Here is a 20,249-nt window from a genome sequence, read left to right on the forward strand (position 1 = left end):
CAAGACTATATGGCGGGGCTCCGGCATTTTAAGAAAACCATCACTGACTTGAATTGGCAAAATTTGGATGTTAGTGATGTGTTTGAATTTAAATGATTATTTATGGGGATCCCTCAGCTTAAGAACTATTCTTTATGAAAGGCAACAATCCTATAACTTATTTCAATAAATACAATAGTTTACTTTTTAATATGCTTTTATACAGCTAATCATGAGTCATTTGTTAAATATAATGTGTTTACAATGGTTCACTTAATAACCCTCCCAAACAGTACCTAAAAAATAACCAATCTGTACAATACCAAGCCGTTTTATGTACTCATTAAAAGGCTTATGGTTGCCATGGCAGTTGTTGAATTGTCTTCTCGAAAAAGTTTCTTTTCGCTTTTTTTGCTTACCTGCTCATTGTTTGCCAACGCATCTAGTGACTTAGCTAATGTTAACAATTCTGCTTTAGAGCAAAATGTTAACTTTATTGTTGAACTGAACCACCAGCCTCAAGTGACACGTTCGCTGCATCTAAGCAAAGCACAAAAAGCCCAGTTACTGGCACAACGCCAGCAGAGCATTATTCAGTCTGTTTATCGCACAAGCCCAAATATCATTATTGATGCCAATTACAGCACGGTACTAAACGGTTTTTCAGGCAAAGGAAAACCTGCTGATATTCAAGCCTTGCGGCGCCTTTCTATCGTCAAGCGTATTCATATTGTTGAAGATAAGGTCTTACCACCACTTGATAAAATAGCAGCGCAAAAGCCCTATCTATCTTTTCGACGTGGTAAGGACCGAACGGTGCCAACAGGGAAAGGGGTAACCGTTGCAGTGCTAGATTCTGGCGTTGACTACACTCATCCTGCACTTGGAGGATGCTTTGGCGCTAATTGCAAAGTGGTAGGTGGCTACAACTTTTTAGACAACAATGCTGATCCTATGGATAAGAACGGCCATGGCACTCACGTAGCTGGCATTATTGCAGCACAGGGACAGAACCCCGGCATTGCACCTGATGCAAGTATTTTGGCATACAAAGTATGTACTAAAACATGTCCCGTTAGCGCTATTTTACAAGCCTTAGAACATGCTCTTGACCCAGATGGCGACCCAAGTACCGATGACGGAGCCGATATCATCAACATGAGTTTGGGTGGTAAAGGTGATATTGATAGCCCGCTTACTATTGCAGTAAATAATGTTGTGAAAAAAGGCGTGATTGTCGTGGTTTCTGCAGGTAATGAAGGGGTGCTTGGGCCACAAAGCATAGGTAGCCCCGGCAACGCAGAATTAGCAATCACCGTTGGCTCGTCAGGTGCTTATGGCAATACTAAAGCAGTCTCTGAGTTTAGCTCTCAAGGTCCTATCTTTTCTCATAGTTATCAAAAACCTGATATTGTCGCACCAGGGTATATGATTAATTCGCTTGCGCTGAATAGTTCAGATACCACTATGTCTGGTACATCTATGGCAGCCCCTCACGTAGCAGGGTTAGCCGCTTTGTTAAAAGAACAACGTCCTGACTTCAGCCCGCTTGAAATAAAATCACTGATTGTGGCACATACCAATAATAAGCATGCCCCATTTGCCAAACAGGGCAACGGCCAGATGAGTATCACAGGTCCACTTAACGCAAAGTTACTCCCTTCTCAATCACAAGTAATGATTGGCAAGTTGGATAGAAACACTGCTGCACATAGCTCAGAGCACAGTATTGAGATAAAAAACATCTCTGATGAGCCGATTACATTAAAAGCGCATATTAAAGTGCCTGATGAGCAATCCGGCATGTCATATTCTGTCGATAACACCAGCTCGCTGACACTTGCACCTAATGCTGTACATAGTTTTATGATAAAAGTTCAAACAAGCAGCGAGTTAGATTACGCCAGTGACTTTTTACACGAAGCGCAACTCATTATTGAATACGACAGCGGGCAACTAAGTGTACCCGTTGTTATGCTAGATGCGATTGAATACACGATTAACTCACAGCAACTTGTAAAAGAGCTATGGCTTAAAGAACACGATAATAGTGGCTCTTATACAAACCAGTACGTTACACAAACCCATTACCTGCTTAGACCTGGGCAATACACGCTTAATGCTTGGTATAGTTTAGCGGACAAAGAAGCTATCGTGGTTAAAACTCTTGATGTGAAAGACGCAGCGCAAATTTCGATTTCTACAGCGCAAGCGCCACATAAAATCAGTGTACAAAGCTGGCTAGATCACCAAGGTGTTTCGCGAGATCTCAACGAATTAGATGGCTTTGGAGTGTTTTTTGATATCGCGAATAACAGCCAACAAACACGCTGGAGCAAGTTTTTTGACCTGTCAAATAATGGTATGTTTGTTAACAAACCACTATTCTCGTCGTCGATACCACAAGGTAATATTTTGAGTTTTTCACTCATGTACGGTGATACCAAAAGTCCAGCAGATGATTATCATTTATACGCATGGTCGCAAAGTATCGATAAGCTCGATAGCAATAGAGCTATTGAGTTAGATGGTTCATCAAACAGCACGGTATTTTCAGTCGCTGGTGAGCACAATAACGAGTTTAAGTGGTTAGTTTTTAACAATCTTGAAACCGTACGAAATGAAACCCAGTATAATAGTAATACCCAAGGTGTATACACATCAGGTAGAGCATTTACAAAAGAGCTAAGGTCGGAGCGACTATTATCAAAACCGTTGGCGTTAACAGTTCATGGCAACCCGCAACAATCCACTTTTGCAAATAGCTATAAGTATCAGTTAACTGAGCAAACGCTCCCTTATAAACACGTCTCTACCCCAACTTTTAATTTTGAGCAAACGGGTATAAAACAACGTAATCAATCAGCTGTAGAGCGTAACTTTAGTATTGATTGGCAAGCGTTAGTCATTGATGCACACCAAGTCGGCTTCGATAGCCAGCTGGTTTTTTGGGATGAATTGAGAGGCCACAGTGGCTTACAATACAGCGACTATATCGATGACTCGATACTTATTTGCGATCAATTTATCGTTGCAAAGCGCCAATATACATCATCAACCAACGACAACGTGTTTGGTGTAACAACTGCATATAATAAAATGCAAGCATGTGAAAATAGCCAGTTTATTACCTATGCAAACAGTTACCTTGCAAACACCCCATCTTTGATTGCAAGCCAGTTGCAGCTGAACAACAATGAACAACAAGCACGTATAAATGTTGTCAAACTTGATTATCAAGCAACTTCACTCTCTACAATCCCATTTCATTATTTAGTAGAAAACGCGGATTCGCTGCAAAATGATATCAAGGTGCTTGTTGAGTTAAATATAAATGGTCAGTGGCATGAATTAGATGTAACCACACACAGCACAAGCAGTAACGATAATGGTTCACTCGTAAAAACGAGTATCAGCTTACCCACACATGAAAAAGCGCAACTTGCAACCCTGAGAATCAAACTATTCACCGACACGCTGCACAAAACCATTTGGTTAACGGACTCGATTGTCGTTGGTGGGACACTCGAAGAATTATATGCGCAAGACTCAGATAACGATGGTATAAATGATGCTCAAGACCGTGATGCGGATAACGATGGGATGACTAACGGGTATGAGTTCTTAAACAATCTTAACCCCTATGACCCAAACGATGCCAAAAGTGATTTAAATGACAATGGTATCAGTAATCTGGCGCAGTTTAAGCAAAATACTTGGAGTCGATTTATCGAGAGCACGGTTGATAGTGATCTTGATGGTTATGTAGACCTTCGAGACCTATTTCCTAACGATCCAAACGAATGGGCCGACTTTGATAAAGACGGCACAGGTGATAATGCCGACAACGATGATGACAATGATGGTTTTCTCGATAATCAAGATGCTTTCCCCAATGATGCCAGTGAATGGTTAGACTCTGATCAGGATAATATTGGCAACAATAGCGACCCTGACGATGATAATGACGGATATTTAGACGCTGAGGATGCTTTTCCAACAGTTCCAAGCGAGTGGCTAGATACTGATTTAGATGGCCGTGGTAACAACATAGATAATGATGACGATAACGATGGTTTTGAAGATCATTTAGATGCCTTTCCTTTAGATGCCAATGAATGGCTAGACTCGGACCAAGATGGTATTGGCAACAACGCAGATAGTGACGATGACAATGATGGATTTATCGATGCCAATGATGCTTTTCCAACAGATCCACTAGAGTGGCTCGATACAGACTCAGATGGCATTGGTAACGATAACGATGGCTATAATGACGATAATGACGCATATCCACTAGATGCGTCAAAATGGTCAGATAAACCAAAAACGACTGTTGAACCGATAGCAACTTCTCACAATGACAGCAGTAACAGTCAAGCAGCAAGTGGTGGCAGTTTTAGTATATTCATCGTTGCTCTATTGCTGTTGTGTATGTATCGCTTAAATTTAATGCCGTTAGTGCGCTTAAGAACATAAAACGCAACTTATCGATTATGCAATGTAGCCAATCATAAACCCCTGATTGGCTACATTGCAGTCTTAGTTAAAACACTAGGATGACTTATCCCATATGCTTGGTTCACACTGCCCTTGAATAGCCACTTGCTTGGCGTTAAATTCAGGTTCTTTGCCTTGTTTTCTTTGTGTGTTGTAGTCTTTATTTACAGCCACTATGGTCGGAGTTAATTGAATAATGGCAAAAATATTAACCAAGGTCATCAAACCCAAAGCCATGTCCGCTAAGCTCCATACTTCTTTTAAAGTCGCCGTTGCCCCCCATAACATCATGCCCAAATACAAAGCAGTGTAGACACTGCGGCCTACTTTGTTATCAAGCTTAAACAAGTGTAAATTACTCTCAGCGTACGCAAAATTGGCAACCACCGAGGTAAAGGCAAACAACGTAATGGCGCCCGCGACAAAATAAACACCGCCCTGTGCTAAGTGGGCTGTCATGGCATTTTGCGTTAAGCGGATCCCCTCCATTTCGCCGCTAATATCAACATCTGCAAGTAAAATGATCACCGCGGTGCAACTACAAAGTACAATGGTATCAAAGAATACCCCTAGCATTTGAATATAACCTTGCGTAACAGGATGATTGGGTATTGGACTGGCAGCACCAGAAGCATGAGGCACACTTCCCGCGCCCGCCTCATTAGAATACAAGCCGCGCTGAATGCCATTTTTAATCGCCGCCCCCATGGCGCCGGCGCCTGCTTCTTGCAAGCCAAACGCAGAAAGAAGGATATCTTCAAGCATGGCTGGCACGTGCTTAAAGTTTATGAATGTAATTAATACCGCTGCCGACACAAACAGTATGCCCATGATAGGCACAACCCGCTCGGCAAAACGCGCGATTGCTTTAAAGCCGCCCATTATAATGGAGCCTGCCAGCACTGTGATCACCACACCTGAATAAAAAGGAGGAATATCAAACGCAAACGACAAGGCATCTGTGATCGTATTCGTTTGCATTGCACTAAAGCTAAAGCCGTATCCCAAGAACAAACAAACGGCAAACGCGATAGCCAACCAGCGTTTATTTAGACCGAGTTGAATATAATAAGCGGGCCCACCACGAAACTCACCTTCGCTATCACGCACTTTGTAAACTTGGCCAAGCACACTTTCAGCAAATCCTGTGGCCATCCCTAACAGCGCAATCACCCACATCCAAAAAATAGCGCCGCTGCCACCAAGAGAAATAGCCACCGCAACACCGGCTAAATTGCCCGTACCAACACGGGCAGATAAACCGGTACACAAGGCTTGAAACGAGCTAACTTTTTCTTTATCGGCGTTGCCACTGTTCTTTAGAAGCTTGAACATGTGCGTAAATTGGCGCAGTTGAATGAGCCCTAAACGAGCAGAAAACCACACACCGGCAAACAACAAAATATAGATAAGTAATTGGCCATCGCCCCATAATAGGCCGTTAATACTCGCAATGACTTCATTGACCATGCCGAACTCCTCTTACGCACTTGCGTGCTTTATTATCGTTTTTGTAAGTGCACACCACCTAGCATACAGCGTATCGAGCCACCAGCCGATTCCAACGTTGGAATACTCATAGGTAACAAGCTTGCAGAGCGCTCTATGGTTTGTTTTTGCTCATCGCTCAATGCATCAAAAGCGGTTTGTGACAAAGCTAAAACTCGCCCTTGCTCACCTTGCAACTCTAAAGCATTACCGCAAAAGTGAGCTACCTGTGCATTAGAAAGTCGGATCACCGTCTTATTTTGCTGTTTAAAATGCGCAAGTAATGCCGACTGTTGTTCTATAGGTACCATATCTAAACCTATCATCACAAACTCTGTGGCAACACACATTAAAACGTTGGTGTGATATACCGCCACCTTTTGTTCATCAAATGCATTAAATACATGCGCTTGATAGCCGAGCTGCTGACAGACTTGTTCAACCAACTTAGCACATGTACGTTTTGACTCAACCGCAAAGGCAATTTTATGGATATGATCCATCACCATTGAGCCGGTGCCTTCTAAAAATAAGTTACTCTGCGCCAACTGACTCAAATCTGTAATAGACGCTACGTGATAGTGCTGCTTTAAAAACTCCACAATATCCAAACGGCGTTCGGCGCGACGATTGGGTGCATACATTGGATAAGTAACAAGCTGTCCATCACTGTGTGTTGAAAACCAATTATTTGGAAACACAGAGTCAGGCGTTAAACGACTCTCATCTTCAAATAAATGCACTTCTACGCCAGCATTTATCAGTGTGTCTGCAACATAAGTTACTTCTTTATAAGCCAATTCACTGGCATGAACGCTTTGCGCCTCCACTTGGTAGGCATTGTCCTGCATAGTTTGTGGATTGGATACAAAGTGATGTGGGCGGATCATCACTACCGCATTGGGGGTTTGTAATGCGCTCATACTGTAACCTTACTGCCGAATGATAAAGTGCTCTGTGAACACGACCTGTAGTCGCTGTGTTCAATAAAAAAAATGAAAGGCTGCATAACCCCTCCAAATAGTGTTGTCATAATGTCTACGCTACTATAGCGAGCTAAAAATTTAGTTAAAATGGTAAAACATTACACAATAAGCATAAATTTTTAGCATAGTTAGCAATCATATTGTACAAAATGATAAGCACTGATATGTTTACCCTAGATGTCACTGTTTTAGCACTAACTTATGCAACCTTATCTTTATGACTCCCTAGACAAAGCACTGATAGCCGCACTTCGAAAAGATGGCCGAGCATCGATATCCACTCTCGCCAATCTACTTGATGTCTCTCGCGGTACAGTTCAAAACCGTTTAGACAGATTAATAAGCTGTGGCGCAATTCTTGGGTTTACAGTAAGGGTGCATGAAGAAATAGACAGCGATGTGGTACGCGCTATCATGATGATTGAAGTGGTGGGTCACTCAACATCGCAGGTTATTCAAAAGCTTAAAGGTATTCCGGAGCTTGTAAGACTTCATACCACTAATGGTGCATGGGATCTTATCGCTGAAATTAAAGCCGCTAATTTAAGCGCATTTGATGGCGTGCTCAGAGAAGTAAGAGAAATACAGGGTATCTTAAATAGCGAAACCAGCATTATGCTGTCATCAACCTAATGCTGATAATCAGTATACTTTTTATAAATCGCATCTATTTCTTGGTTGTTAACCATAATGCTTAACGCTGTGTTGAGCTGCTGTTGTAAATCAGTCAAGTGAGGCTGCAAACGCATAGCAACCTGTGCAGTTTCAATGATATAAACATCTCTAAACTGACGATAAGCAGGGTTATTCGCCATATAATAGTGCGCGGTGTATTGACCAATTAAAACATAGTCTAAGCGACCGTAGGCTAGCTGACCAAGTAGCTCTTTTTCAGAAATATTGTCATAAATAACCAACTTGTCTTCGTCAAAATGGCGCTCAAATGTGCCATATCGATAGCCTCTAACTCGACCTACAAGGCTTCCATATGCTTGGCTAACAGTTTGCAGCTTATTAGCATTATTACCGAGTAAAATTTCCACCGAATCGGCATAGGTGATTGTGTAGATACCCGGTACTTTTTGCTGCTCTCGCCACTGCCTACTTACACCGGGCTCGATGTCGACTTGTCCTGCATCAAAAAAGCGCTGTCCACGCGCAACAGAAGTTGCTACAAATTCAAACTCGTGCCCCGTTAACTGTGCCAAGCGCGCAAATATATCAGCAAAAATCCCAACTACTTTGTCATTGTCTTTGAAGCTATATGGAGGGTTTGCACCGTGATAAACCAGCACTGTGTACTTTTGAGCATAAGTGGTACAAGCAAAAAACAGCAGTAAAAAAAGCCATACTCTCACTTCAATTCCCCCTAATGCTATAAAAAGCGCACTATCTAGTTATAGCATTACGGATAATTTATGTACAAAAGTGGCTATTAAGTGTCACTTTTTTGGTTTCGGTTAAGCTGATGGGTGTAATTTAAAATCACCAGTAAATTAGCGACAAACCACAAATCTTTAATAACAAATTGACCGAGCCCAGCCAGCACCGTTTGAGCACTAAACGCGCCTTGCGCTGTGATTAAAAAAGTTTGTGTCATTACAAACACTGAGCCACATCCAAGCATTGCAATGATTATCAGCTTATAGCTCCTTATTTTTAGTCCTACTCCCAGTAGCACGGCAAACAGGATATCGTAGCTGCCAATCAGGTTCGACGCCCACTGAACAGAAAACAATGCATACAACCAAGACATAAATGGCGAGGTACTTACCAAAGATACGATGCCTTTTGCTTCAAACTCATAGAACTTTAAGCCTCCGATCCATATTAAAACCATAGCGATAGGTAAGTAGTTAAACCATGCCAGTTGCGTAAGTGACAATCGCGATGAAAAGAGCGCTAACGCCAAAGGAATAAGCGCTGCATATTTGATCACCCCTTGGCCCGAGCCTAAGATTGGAAATCCACCTAAGCTTTCGATATAACGGCTAGCGTCAAACAAGGTAAGTAAAGGAAGTACAGCGATGAGCAGTACAAGGCCAAAACTCAACATAGATAGCTTTTGATTATTTGCAACTATCACTAATACTGCAGCCAGCAGCATAGCTCCCCCGAGCAGCATGCCAAAAGCGTGTGCGCTTAACACACTGCCAATTTTGAAAAAGTTGACCATAGTGGCCATTTCTTTTTCACTGCCATTTAATGCCAATGACAGGCCAAGAAGCGCAAAGCTTAAACAGATGCACACTTTAACAGCATGATTAATATAATTTGGGGTCATCTTATTCTCACATTTATGTATATGACTGATGTAGACCGAGCTAGCGTGGTTTTATATTCATCTAAAGCTGTGTGAGAAGACGCTTTTATTATTTTAAGCGTGAGTCTTTAAGCCCAGAAATTTAAAATGGTGCTAATAGCACCATTTTAAAATAACTTATCAACTCAAATTAATTTGATATGTGGGCGGTTTGTTTAATTGTTTACCAAGCCCTCTTAACCCAAACCACCAAGCAAATGCAACACACCCCATTACTATTAGCCAAGTACTTGCAAATAGTGGCTGCTGAGCAAAATACGCTAGCTGGTAAATACTAGTTGATAAAATATAGGCCAAAGAGGTTGTCCAGCCGATCACCAGCCACATCCACCTTGTACCTGATTCTCGTTTAACCGCGCCTAATACTGCCACACAAGGGGTATACAGCAGTATTAATACAAGATAGCTAAACGCACCAAGCTGGCCATTAAATTGACTGGCCATTTGCGTTAATAACGCATTACTGTTTGCGTCTTGCTCGTCTAATGCACCTAGTCCTAACGGGTCGCCCAAGTTACCTAATAAGTCTATAAAGTTACTTGGGATTGTGCCCAGAGCCTCAACGGTTGCATTGGTCAGTGAGTACTCTGCTTGTTGCTGCTCTTCACCGATATATAGCGCATCTAAAGTACCTACAATGGCTTCTTTGGCAAACAATCCTGTTACAATACCCACAGTTGCTGGCCAATTGTCTTCTTCAATACCCAAAGGTTTAAATGCAGGCGTAACAAGCTGCGCTGTTTTTGCCAATAATGAGCGGTCGGTGTTTTCATTACCAAAACTACCATCTGTACCAATTGAGTTAAGCATACTTAATAACATAACCACCATTACTATGGTTTTGCCAGCACGTGCTATAAAACCTTTCAAGCGGTGCCAAGTTGTTAGCCAAATATTGCGCCATACGGGTAAATGGTAAGCTGGCATTTCGGTATAAGAAGGGGTTTTCTCACCGGTAAAAACCAGCTTCCTGAATATAAAACCACTGCCAACCGCAACAACAATACCTAATAAATACAAGGCAAATACCACATTGGCGCCATTGGTTGGAAAAAACGCGGCAGCAAACAAAGCATAAACGGTTAGTCGTGCACCACACGACATAAACGGTGCCATAATGATTGTCAGTAACCTATCTGACTCACGGTTCATAGTGCGGGCTGACATCACCGCAGGCACGTTACAACCAAAGCCAACAATTAAGGGCACAAATGCGTTACCGGGTAACCCTATGGACGACATCAAACGGTCAATAACAAATGCAGCACGAGACAAATAACCACTGTCTTCAAGTAACGATAAACATAGATACAAAACCCCAATAACAGGGATAAATGTTGCAACTAATTGCACACCAGCACCAAACCCATCTGCTAGCAATACGCTTAGCCACTGAGGCGCTCCAATTGCGCCAAGTACCTCTTTAACCCCGTCAATCAACAAGGCACCAACAAAAATATCAAAGAAATCGATAAATACCGCACCAAAATTAACCGCAATGGTAAACATCAAATACATCATCGCCAAAAAGATAGGCACACCTAAAAATCGATTGAGAACAACCTTATCAATTGAGTCGGTGATGTCTGAACGTTTGGGTGAAATAATATTCACCCCTTGAGTTAGGCCACGCACCTGTTTATAACGCGCGACCGTTGCCGCAACTGGATCATGCTGCTGTACTTGCTGTTTTTTGACCGCATCAGATTTGGGTTTGCGATCAGCGATTGTACTTGTAAGCGCTTGTTTTAAAACATCAAGCCCTTTGCCCGTCGAACCAACTACCTCGATAACGGGTAATTTCAAACGTTCACTTAACAGTGGCACATCAAGAGACTTACCGCGTTGGGTCGCCACATCCACCATATTGGCCACCACGAGCATGGGCGTATCAAGCTCTTGCAACTGCGTTGTTAGTACCAAATTGCGCTCTAAATTAGATGCATCAACAATATTGATGATTAAGTCAGCATCACCTTGGCGTAAAAAATCGATGGCAATTTGTTCATCTTGCCCAGGCTCTATTTGTTCAACACTGTAAAGGCCAGGCAAGTCGATAAGCTCAATGTCCAGCCCCGTAGGCAAAGTACATTGACCTAGTTTTTGCTCAACCGTCACTCCGGGCCAGTTACCTACCTTTTGCTTTGAGCCAGTTAAGCGATTAAACAGTGTGGTTTTGCCACAATTGGGATTACCCACTAATGCAACTTTCATCTGCGCCCCTAAGTATTTAATGTTAAAGAAATAAAGCTCGCATCAGTTTTACGAACACTCACTAGGGTGTCACCTACCTTTACCTGTAATGGACAGCCCATAGGAGCAACGTTCATCAGCTCGATTGACTCCCCAGGTACTAAACCAAGGGCCATGATACGACTGGCGAGTGCAACATCTTGGTGCCCCAATGCAGAAATAACGGCTTTTTGTCGTGGTTTTAAATCATTTAAAGTCATAGTTTAAGCGCTTACTGCAATTAACAATAATTCCCATTACCATTTTTAAGCATAATAACTCAGAGCCCTAGTGAAGGAAAGAGCAGCTTTCATAAAGCTGTAACTTACGCATACAAATCAGAAGATTGCTGAACAAAAAAGTATAAAAAACTGCAAATATTATATTCTCTATTAATACCAGTACTCACCACAAGGTACAGCCCCACACGTAAATATCAATTCAGGAAGTTCTCATTCAAAGCCTTGTGTTTATCACTCAATAACACATTTACCCGAATAATGGACTAGTTGTATAAATAGAGTTTATATTGTATAAAATATTCATACTAAGTTGTCTGGGTTGCTTCGATGTTTATTGATATCTAAATAGTTGTCTTTCCGAATTTGTGAAGGGGTTGAGCCAAAAAAGTATTTAAATTGCTTAGCAAAGTAGCTAGGGTCAACAAAGCCTGTATCAAAACAGATAGATGAGATTGGTAATGACGTTTCAACAAGTAGTTTGCGTGCTTGTTCTAATCTTGTTTCTGTTAAAAATTGTTTTGGTGTTTTAGCTAGATATTTTTTGAACCTTCTTTCTAACGCACTCACAGATAAGTGGGCAATCTGAGCAAGTTGCTCAATGGTAATTGCTTTTTGATAGTTGAGACGAATAAACTCAACGGGTGTTTTTATTGCGTTGATATGAGCAAGTGTTGTTGATGTTTTTTGCAAGTGTCGAGTTATACCGTATGTGCCGATAACGTTTCCTTGCTTATCTTTCAATGGTCGCTTTGAGGTAGTAAACCAAGCCAGCTCGCCATTGTTAGATTGATTTATTTCAAAACGGTCTGTCACACAAGCTCCTGCTAAGACCTTTTTGTCATCTTGGATAAATTGTCGTGCCACATGGACAGGAGCAAAGTCAAAGTCGTTCTTGCCAATCACATAATCCAATTTTGCAGCGCCCACGTGGTCTAAAAAAGCTTGATTAGCATAAACAAAGCAATGCCTAGAATTTTTTATCCAAAAAAGGATATCTGGAAGTAAACTGAACATATTAATGATTTGGTTCATATCAACATCTTTAATATTTTCAATGCATTCTGTTTCTTCTTTTTTGTTTTTCATATTTTCGGCAACCAGTTTCGACACCACAAACTTTATACGCGCAACGCCGATTTTATTATATTTTAAACTGAAATTATCTTAACAGCTTCATAAGACAAAATCATAGACTGATCTGTAATTAGTATGTAAATAGGTGACAGCGAGTGAGAAAAGTAAGAATGGGCATGGTCGGTGGAGGGCCTGATGCGTTTATTGGTGCAATTCATCGTATGGCAGCTGCATTAGACGGTGAAATTGAACTTGTTTGTGGTGCATTTAGCGCGAACGAATTGGCATCTGTTGAATTTGGTAAAGCACTGGGGCTTGCATCTGAGCGCAGCTATGGTTCATATCAGCAAATGTTCATTGAAGAAGCGCAACTGCCTAAATCTCAAAGAATGGACTTTGTGGTTATCGTAACGCCTAACCATTTACACTTTCCTGTTGCAAAAATGGCGCTAAATAACGGCTTTCATGTATTAAGCGACAAACCCGCTACCCTCAGCCTAGCGCAAGCGTTGGAACTTGAACTAGAGATCTATAAATCTGAATTGCTTTACGGACTTACACATGCGTACGCGAGTTACCCCCTTATCAAGCAAGCCAAAGAGCTGGTTAACGCGAGAGAGTTTGGCACGGTTAAAAAGGTAATTGTTGAGTACACACAAGGCTGGCTCGCAAAAAATGAAATAAGTAAGCAAGCTCAATGGCGGCTAGATCCAAAACAAAGTGGCATCAGTTGTTGCATGGGTGATATCGGTGTACACGCAGCTCATTTAGCCGAATATGTTTCAGGCTTAGCGATTGAAGCGGTTTGTGCTGAACTTAATTCAACCAACCCTGAACGCAGCTTAGATGATGATGGCTGTGTGCTGCTTAAATTTCATAATGGCGCCAGTGGGGTGTTAATTGCAAGTCAAGTCGCGGTGGGCGATGAAAATAATTTAACTCTGAAAGTTTACGGTGAACATCAGTCCATTGAATGGTCTCAATTGGACCCAAATACACTCTTTTTGAAATCTCTTAATCGACCGACTCAGATATTTAGAACAGGTAGCCCTTGTGTAAGCCGATATGCATCAGATGCCACACGCTTACCTGCGGGGCACCCTGAAGGCTATATTGAAGCATTTGCCAATATTTATAAAAGCTTTGCTCAACAAATCAGGGCACATCAACAACATAAGCAAGAGTATGACCTTGGTGTTCCAGGGATCAGAGAAGCTATCAGGGGTATGGCATTCATAGAAAGCGTCGTTTTTGCTGCACGCTCAGAGCAGAAATGGCATCCGTTGTCACTGCTTCCTCAAGAGGCACTTTCGAATGAATAAAATAAAAGGGCCTGGTATTTTCCTCGCTCAGTTTTGCCAAGATAAAGCACCATTTAATTCGCTTGAAAGTATTGCTCACTGGGCAGCCTCACTAGGTTACAAGGCGGTACAAATCCCCAGCTGGGATAAGCGTATTTTCGACCTTGAACTCGCCTACGAAAGTAATGATTACTGCCAACAAGTGCAGGGCATTTTGCATGAGGCAGGGTTAGAGATCTGTGAGCTTTCAACGCATTTACAGGGGCAATTAATCGCGGTTCACCCTTCTTATAACCAGCAACTCGACGCTTTTGCACCAAAGCAAGTCAGAGCTCGGCCCCAAGAACGATTTCAATGGGCGACAGCACAATTGAAGATGGCCGCCAAAGTAAGTCATAAATTAGGGCTTCGCTCGCACGCTAGTTTTTCTGGTTCACTACTGTGGCCTAGTATTTACCCTTGGCCGCAACGTCCATCAGGGCTTGTAGAAGAAGGGTTTGAAGAGCTGGCAAAAAAATGGCTGCCGATTTTAGATGAGTTTGCCTATTTTGGTGTTGATGTATGTTTTGAGTTGCACCCCGGCGAAGACTTACATGATGGCGTAACGTTTGAGCGGTTTCTAGAAGCGACAAATCATCACAAGGCCGCCAATATTCTTTATGATCCGAGCCATTTTTTACTTCAGCAAATGGATTATCTCGCATTCATTGACCACTATCATGAGCGAATAAAAGCATTTCATGTCAAAGATGCTGAGTTTTGCATGAATGGGAAAAGCGGCGTGTATGGGGGCTATCAAGATTGGCAAAACAGGCCCGGTAGATTTCGCTCTCTTGGTGATGGACAAATTGACTTCAAACAAATCTTTAGCAAGCTCACTCAATATGGGTTTGATGGTTGGGCAGTATTAGAGTGGGAATGTTGTATTAAAGACTCAGAACAAGGCGCAAAAGAAGGCGCACCGTTTATTCAACAACACCTTATTCAACCTGCTAAGCGTGCATTTGATGATTTTGCTGCAAGCAGCATTGATATCAAACTGAATCGTCAAATTCTTGGTCTACAGGAGTAAAAATATGAACCAACAAAATTCCAATAGATTATTCGTTGCTTGTTGTTTGGCACTCACCGTAACAGCAATGACTTTTGCTATTAGAGCGGGAATATTAACTCAACTTAGCGCAAACTTTGAGTTGTCAGATGCGCAGCTTGGCTGGGTCAATGCGATGGCATTTTTAGGTTTTCCCGTTGCCACTGTTTTTGGTGGCCTTGCCTATAACTGGCTAGGGCCCAAAAAATTACTGATCATTGCCTTAATAGGCCATGTTTTGGGGCTCATATTAACCATCAGTGCCACAGGCTTTGGCTTACTAATTATATCAAGTTTTTGTATTGGCTTTGCTAATGGGGCTGTCGAAGCTGGGTGTAATCCACTGGTTGCGAAGATATTTCATACAAACAAAACCACCATGCTAAATCGTTTTCATGTTTGGTTTCCCGGCGGTATCGTCATCGGTGCTCTGATATCGTTTGCTATGACTCAACTGGCATTACCATGGCAAAGCCAAATCGCAGTCATGTTGCTCCCAACCATACTTTATGGATATTTAGTGCTAACCCAAGCCTTCCCTGTTAAATCGGTGGAAGAAATATCTACATTCGGTAATGCGAGAAATTTGCTGAACCCATTGTTTATCTTTATGGCATTTTGTATGTCTTTAACCTCTGTGACAGAGCTAGGGACTCAACAATGGATAGAAAGAGTTTTAGGCGCCTCTGGTGTTAGCCCTATGATTGTTATGGCAATGATAACAGGAGTAATGGCTGTAGGGCGCTTTTTTGCAGGGCCTTTTGTACACTCATTTAATCCCCTTGGTGTGTTGTTTATCTCTGCAATATTTGCTGCTTTAGGTCTTTTTTTAATGAGTGCAGCAGTCGGTATTGAGGTTTATTTCTCAGCATTATTGTTTGCATTCGGTGTTACGTATTTTTGGCCTACCATGCTTGGCTTTGTTGCAGAAAAATTACCCAACACTGGCGCTTTGGGTATGTCTGTTATGGGCGGGGTCGGTATGTTCTCTGTCAGTTTGTGGAGTCCAGTGATTGGTCGGTGGATTGATTTAGCGAGAACAGAAGCACAGCAATATAGTTTGACAGCCGAGCATGTTGAGCTGATTACAGGCCAAGCTACATTAGAGTACTTGGTATTATTCCCCAGTACTTTAATCATTGCATTTGCCTTTTTACTCGTACAACAAAAAAACAAAAATCAAAACTCGTACGCATAGGAAGCTGAAATGACACAACTAACCGACATTGATACGAAAAAGCGGCAATTCTTACATCACTTAACCCTTCTACTGGGTAGTGCTTCAGCAGCACAGTTCTTAGACGGCTCAGTACTATCAAGCGCGCTTGCATATTCTATAAAGGCAAATAGTGCCGACAGTGATGGTGCTCTATTAAAACAACATCACATGCACCTACTCAAATGTATTGTCGACTTGGTAATGCCTAAAACAGAGACTTTATCTGCCAGCGAATTAGATGTGCATGGGTTTATAGATCATCAGTTAAAAACGGTTCATAGCGAGCAGGACCAGCAAGCTGTCATCAGTCTACTACAAAAAGTACTGAACTTTAGCCAAAGCAACTTTAATGGCCCCTTTATTGCGCAATCGTTCGAACACCAACTCGAAGTGATGCAATGTGTTGAAGCGCAATCAAAGGGGTTTGACACAGTAGATAGGAAAACACTTAAGTTGCTTAAAAGTTTGATAGTTTTTGGTTATTTCACTACTGAGTATGGTGCGACTCAAGTCTTAAAATACCAAGCGATACCTGGTGGTTTTAAAGGCTCGATTGAATATACATCGGTGGGAAGCTGCTGGGGCTCACTCGGGTTTTATTAGGTTCATGTGATGACAGATTTATACATAAAAAATAGCAAAGAAAAGTTTGATGTTTTAGTCGTGGGTTCCGGTATTACTGGCGGTTGGGCAGCCAAAGAATTTTGTGAACGAGGGTTTAAAACACTGATGATCGAACGAGGTCGTATTGTTGAGCACCGCAAAGATTATATCGGTGAACACAAGGGCCCTTGGTTGTTTGACAATCGAATGAAAGTCGACAATTTACTTGTTGAACAACAGTATAATGTGCAGAAGCAATGCTACGCATTCAGCGATTCAACGAAACATTTTTTTGGCAACGACAGAGACTTGCCGTACACCACAGCACAAGGCACAGGGTTTAGCTGGATACGGGCTAATCAGCTTGGTGGTAAGTCATTACTTTGGCATCGCCAATCCTATCGGTTCAATCAATGGGATTTTGAGGCTAATAAAGCAGACGGCTATGGTAATGATTGGCCTATTCGATATCACGATTTAGCTCCATGGTATGCTCATGTCGAAGCACATGCTGGTATCGCTGCAAATATGGATAATTTAGATACTCTACCCAACAGCGTGTCTTTACCAGCATTTGAATGGACAGCGCCAGAGCGCATGCTCAAAGATAAATTAGCACAGTTTTACCCTGATAGACCTATGGTGATGGGCAGGGCTGCACATTTAACTAAGCCAACAGAATTACACTTAGCGCAAGGCAGAGTACAGTGCCAAGCCCGCAATGAATGCCAAAAAGGTTGCTCCTTTGGGGCTTATTTCTCGACACAAAGTTCAACCCTACCTGCGGCCGCAAAAACAGGAAATTTGCATATTGCCCCCAATAGTGTGGTGCATAGTTTGATATATGATGGCAATAGAAACCGAGTGGTTGGTGTAAGAGTGGTTGACAATGAAAGCTTAGAAACAAGAGAGTACTACGCACATATAGTTTTTTTGTGTGCATCTACACTCGGATCGACGCAAATATTATTAAATTCTAAGTCCAAAGCCTTTTCAAATGGCATTGCAAATAGCTCAGGTGTACTTGGTCACTATTTGATGGATCATAACTACAACGCAAGAGCTGTTGGCGTGGTAGAGGGCTTTGATAATGAATACTACTCGGGACGACGACCAACCAGTCCATATATTCCAAATTTTCAATATAAACCAAGTCGATACGCAAAGGGCTATAAAAGAGGTTATGCCTTAGCAGCCTGGTCTAGTCGAGAGGACTGGCGAGCTAAATCTAATCGTGATGGGTTTGGTGCGGATTTCAAAAATAACATGACGCAAACTGGACGCTGGTTATTTGGGTTATCTGCTCAAGGAGAAATGTTGCCCAGATACGAAAACCAGGTGTCGTTACACCCAACTAAGACCGATAAATGGGGAGTACCGCAACTACTTATAAATTGCCAATGGTCCGAGAATGAAAAATTGATGATGGATGATGCAGCGCAAACCGCCAAAAACATGCTGATCAAAGCAGGACTGAAAGAGGTTTATAGCTATACGCGCTATCACGAGCGCCATCCTGGGCTTGCTATTCACGAGGTCGGTACAGCGAGAATGGGCTCCGATCCAAAAGAGTCAGTATTGAATGGATTTAATCAAAGCCATGATATTCCCAACTTATTTGTAACTGATGGTGCCAGTTTTTGTTCAACGGCTACCGTCAACCCATCACTCACTTTTATGGCAATAACGGCGAGAGCTGTTGATTATGCCGCAAAAGAATTTAAAAATCGTCGAATTTAGGGAAAAAGAACCATGAAAAAAAGAACACTCGCCCTTGCACTGCTAGTAGGTGCTACCCTATCCGGATGCCAGCATGCTGTGGTAGATAGTCAAAAAGATTTTGCTCAGATAGCGAACAAGAAAAAAGTCAGCGTACAACTTTGGTCAGTCAAAGATACCTTAAAACAAGACTTCAAAGGCACAATCACCCAGCTAGCTGGCATGGGCTTTGATGGCGTTGAATTTGCTGGAGAATTTGGCCCTTATAAAAATGACCCTCAAGGTCTGCGCGCGTTTTTAGATAGTTTGGGCTTACAAGCCAGTGGTGCCCATATCGATTTTAAGCAATTCTCAGAAGACACATTCAGTGACTCAGTTAAATTTTATCAAATACTGGGCGTAAAATATTTAATCGATCCATGGGAAAAGCGCGCGTGGGATCACGAGCAAGTAGCTGATGTAGTCAAAGACCTAAACAAGCTTGCCGATAAACTAGCGCCGTATGATATGCAAATTGGCTATCACAATCATCAACATGAATTTGCACAACATGAAGGAGCGACATTCTGGGATTTCATAGCAGAAAATACCAGCCCTAATGTGGTATTGCAGCAAGATGTCGGTTGGACCTCTTTTGCTGGGCAAGATCCAGTTGCCTACATTAAAAAGTATCCTAATCGTACAAAAACAACCCACTACAAGGTCGTTATTCCCAAGGAAAATTCAGATAACCTTTCACCGATCATAGGCCTAAATAATGGTATAGACTGGCCAAATCTAACTAAGACTTTGTATGAACAAGGCGGCGTTGAGTGGATTGTATTAGAACAAGAGCACTATCCTGAAGGCCTCAGTCCATTACAGTCAGTTGCCCTATCAAAACAAAACTTAGATAAAATTCTTCGATAAAGTGTTAAGGGAAGTGTGTAGTGGTCAACACTTTTTGGCCACCTCGTTATAAGCTTCCCAGTATTGCTTTTTTTTTCACAATTAGTGAGCGAACAATTTACGTAAGCAACTGCCATTTAGGTTGCTTTAGCCAATAAGATGGCCAGAATAGCGTGGGCGATGATTGTAAAGAAAGAAGATTATAAGTTTGTTTAAAGCAAATAATCACAAACAAAACGAAATAAGATTCAAACGCAAAAATTACAAAGATAAACATTGACGGTAAACGGTTTAGAGCCACTCTATTAAAACCTGATTATATCATTGGCTGTTAGAAGCCGTTGTGATTGATAAGGGAATAGCAGCGCATATCCATCAGGGCTAGAGCGGATAAATCCGCTCACAACAAGCCGAATATCTGGCAGCAAGACCCTGTAACATATTCTGTGTAACTGCCATTTAGTTAATATGTTTTTCGAGGCGGTCAGAGCTGGACCCCATTGGTTGGACACATAAGCTAACTTTTTAAGTGGTTGATCCAGTCATGCCGCGTATCTTTGCTTACCGAAGTAAACTTCATCAGGTGTTAGTTCGTTTAGCCCTTG

Annotated in this window: 15 protein-coding genes; 8 read left to right on the forward strand and 7 right to left on the reverse strand. The window is 42.0% G+C overall.

The window, feature by feature from the left end; all coding sequences use genetic code 11:
- The first annotated feature begins 342 nt into the window (after positions 1-342).
- Positions 343-4,458, forward strand: coding sequence for a S8 family serine peptidase (locus HC733_RS19695; RefSeq protein ID WP_190366701.1), 4,116 nt, complete (start codon positions 343-345; stop codon positions 4,456-4,458).
- A 75-nt stretch (positions 4,459-4,533) separates the two neighbouring features.
- On the opposite strand, the gene HC733_RS19700 is transcribed toward HC733_RS19695, so the two are convergent.
- Both HC733_RS19700 and ctlX read right to left on the reverse strand, forming a co-directional pair.
- Entirely contained in the window at positions 4,534-5,949 is a 1,416-nt protein-coding gene (locus HC733_RS19700) for an alanine/glycine:cation symporter family protein (protein ID WP_190366702.1), read from the reverse strand.
- A 32-nt stretch (positions 5,950-5,981) separates the two neighbouring features.
- Positions 5,982-6,890 (reverse strand): citrulline utilization hydrolase CtlX, encoded by a 909-nt coding sequence (ctlX, locus tag HC733_RS19705; protein WP_190366703.1) that lies wholly within the window; start codon positions 6,888-6,890, stop codon positions 5,982-5,984.
- 264 nt (positions 6,891-7,154) lie between these two features.
- Here ctlX and HC733_RS19710 point away from each other — a divergent pair, with 264 nt between their 5' ends.
- A complete protein-coding gene (locus HC733_RS19710) occupies positions 7,155-7,586 on the forward strand; it encodes an Lrp/AsnC family transcriptional regulator (protein ID WP_190366704.1) in 432 nt (143 codons plus the stop codon).
- Here HC733_RS19710 and HC733_RS19715 read toward each other — a convergent pair.
- The 5 genes from HC733_RS19715 to HC733_RS19735 all read right to left on the reverse strand — a co-directional run bounded on the left by HC733_RS19715 (position 7,583) and on the right by HC733_RS19735 (position 12,836).
- Positions 7,583-8,311, reverse strand: coding sequence for a substrate-binding periplasmic protein (locus tag HC733_RS19715; protein WP_342366041.1), 729 nt, complete (start codon positions 8,309-8,311; stop codon positions 7,583-7,585). The genes HC733_RS19710 and HC733_RS19715 overlap by 4 nt on opposite strands.
- A 77-nt stretch (positions 8,312-8,388) precedes the next feature.
- A complete protein-coding gene (locus HC733_RS19720; protein WP_190366705.1) occupies positions 8,389-9,237 on the reverse strand; it encodes a DUF417 family protein in 849 nt (282 codons plus the stop codon).
- A 159-nt stretch (positions 9,238-9,396) separates the two neighbouring features.
- The gene (feoB, locus tag HC733_RS19725; RefSeq protein WP_190366706.1) at positions 9,397-11,490 is read right to left on the reverse strand and encodes a ferrous iron transport protein B; all 2,094 of its coding nucleotides are present in this window, start codon (positions 11,488-11,490) and stop codon (positions 9,397-9,399) included.
- 8 nt (positions 11,491-11,498) lie between these two features.
- Positions 11,499-11,729 (reverse strand): FeoA family protein, encoded by a 231-nt coding sequence (locus tag HC733_RS19730; protein ID WP_171627293.1) that lies wholly within the window; start codon positions 11,727-11,729, stop codon positions 11,499-11,501.
- 321 nt (positions 11,730-12,050) lie between these two features.
- Positions 12,051-12,836 (reverse strand): AraC family transcriptional regulator, encoded by a 786-nt coding sequence (locus HC733_RS19735; RefSeq protein WP_190366707.1) that lies wholly within the window; start codon positions 12,834-12,836, stop codon positions 12,051-12,053.
- 158 nt (positions 12,837-12,994) lie between these two features.
- Here HC733_RS19735 and HC733_RS19740 point away from each other — a divergent pair, with 158 nt between their 5' ends.
- The 6 genes from HC733_RS19740 to HC733_RS19765 are packed head-to-tail and all read left to right on the forward strand — an operon-like array spanning position 12,995 to position 19,665.
- Complete coding sequence (locus HC733_RS19740; protein ID WP_190366714.1) at positions 12,995-14,146, forward strand: Gfo/Idh/MocA family protein; 1,152 nt, start codon at positions 12,995-12,997, stop codon at positions 14,144-14,146.
- Positions 14,139-15,197: a sugar phosphate isomerase/epimerase family protein gene (locus tag HC733_RS19745; RefSeq protein ID WP_190366708.1), complete on the forward strand. Its 1,059-nt coding sequence runs from the start codon at positions 14,139-14,141 to the stop codon at positions 15,195-15,197. The genes HC733_RS19740 and HC733_RS19745 overlap by 8 nt, the downstream gene beginning before the upstream one ends.
- A gap of 4 nt (positions 15,198-15,201) precedes the next feature.
- Positions 15,202-16,413 carry an MFS transporter gene (locus HC733_RS19750; RefSeq protein ID WP_190366709.1) on the forward strand — a complete coding sequence of 404 codons (1,212 nt, stop codon included), beginning with the start codon at positions 15,202-15,204 and terminating at the stop codon, positions 16,411-16,413.
- A 9-nt stretch (positions 16,414-16,422) separates the two neighbouring features.
- Positions 16,423-17,037, forward strand: coding sequence for a gluconate 2-dehydrogenase subunit 3 family protein (locus tag HC733_RS19755; RefSeq protein WP_190366710.1), 615 nt, complete (start codon positions 16,423-16,425; stop codon positions 17,035-17,037).
- Positions 17,038-17,046: 9 nt separating this feature from the next.
- On the forward strand, positions 17,047-18,777 hold the full coding sequence (locus tag HC733_RS19760) for a GMC oxidoreductase (RefSeq protein ID WP_190366711.1): 1,731 nt from the start codon (positions 17,047-17,049) through the stop codon (positions 18,775-18,777).
- A 12-nt stretch (positions 18,778-18,789) separates the two neighbouring features.
- On the forward strand, positions 18,790-19,665 hold the full coding sequence (locus HC733_RS19765) for a sugar phosphate isomerase/epimerase family protein (RefSeq protein ID WP_190366712.1): 876 nt from the start codon (positions 18,790-18,792) through the stop codon (positions 19,663-19,665).
- Positions 19,666-20,249 lie beyond the last annotated feature (584 nt).

The sequence above is a fragment of the Pseudoalteromonas sp. S16_S37 genome (genome assembly GCF_014694405.1).
Taxonomy (GTDB): Bacteria; Pseudomonadota; Gammaproteobacteria; order Enterobacterales; family Alteromonadaceae; genus Pseudoalteromonas.

What these genes read in the sequence shown, in the direction of transcription:
- HC733_RS19720 (WP_190366705.1), bottom strand. Translation starts at nt 9,237, where the DNA reads ATGACCCCAAATTATATTAATCATGCTGTTAAAGTGTGCATCTGTTTA.
- HC733_RS19730 (WP_171627293.1), bottom strand. Translation starts at nt 11,729, where the DNA reads ATGACTTTAAATGATTTAAAACCACGACAAAAAGCCGTTATTTCTGCA.
- ctlX (WP_190366703.1), bottom strand. Translation starts at nt 6,890, where the DNA reads ATGAGCGCATTACAAACCCCCAATGCGGTAGTGATGATCCGCCCACAT.
- HC733_RS19750 (WP_190366709.1), top strand. Translation starts at nt 15,202, where the DNA reads ATGAACCAACAAAATTCCAATAGATTATTCGTTGCTTGTTGTTTGGCA.
- HC733_RS19765 (WP_190366712.1), top strand. Translation starts at nt 18,790, where the DNA reads ATGAAAAAAAGAACACTCGCCCTTGCACTGCTAGTAGGTGCTACCCTA.
- HC733_RS19740 (WP_190366714.1), top strand. Translation starts at nt 12,995, where the DNA reads ATGGGCATGGTCGGTGGAGGGCCTGATGCGTTTATTGGTGCAATTCAT.
- HC733_RS19755 (WP_190366710.1), top strand. Translation starts at nt 16,423, where the DNA reads ATGACACAACTAACCGACATTGATACGAAAAAGCGGCAATTCTTACAT.
- HC733_RS19760 (WP_190366711.1), top strand. Translation starts at nt 17,047, where the DNA reads ATGACAGATTTATACATAAAAAATAGCAAAGAAAAGTTTGATGTTTTA.
- HC733_RS19695 (WP_190366701.1), top strand. Translation starts at nt 343, where the DNA reads ATGGCAGTTGTTGAATTGTCTTCTCGAAAAAGTTTCTTTTCGCTTTTT.
- HC733_RS19745 (WP_190366708.1), top strand. Translation starts at nt 14,139, where the DNA reads ATGAATAAAATAAAAGGGCCTGGTATTTTCCTCGCTCAGTTTTGCCAA.
- HC733_RS19700 (WP_190366702.1), bottom strand. Translation starts at nt 5,949, where the DNA reads ATGGTCAATGAAGTCATTGCGAGTATTAACGGCCTATTATGGGGCGAT.
- HC733_RS19735 (WP_190366707.1), bottom strand. Translation starts at nt 12,836, where the DNA reads ATGAAAAACAAAAAAGAAGAAACAGAATGCATTGAAAATATTAAAGAT.
- HC733_RS19710 (WP_190366704.1), top strand. Translation starts at nt 7,155, where the DNA reads ATGCAACCTTATCTTTATGACTCCCTAGACAAAGCACTGATAGCCGCA.
- feoB (WP_190366706.1), bottom strand. Translation starts at nt 11,490, where the DNA reads ATGAAAGTTGCATTAGTGGGTAATCCCAATTGTGGCAAAACCACACTG.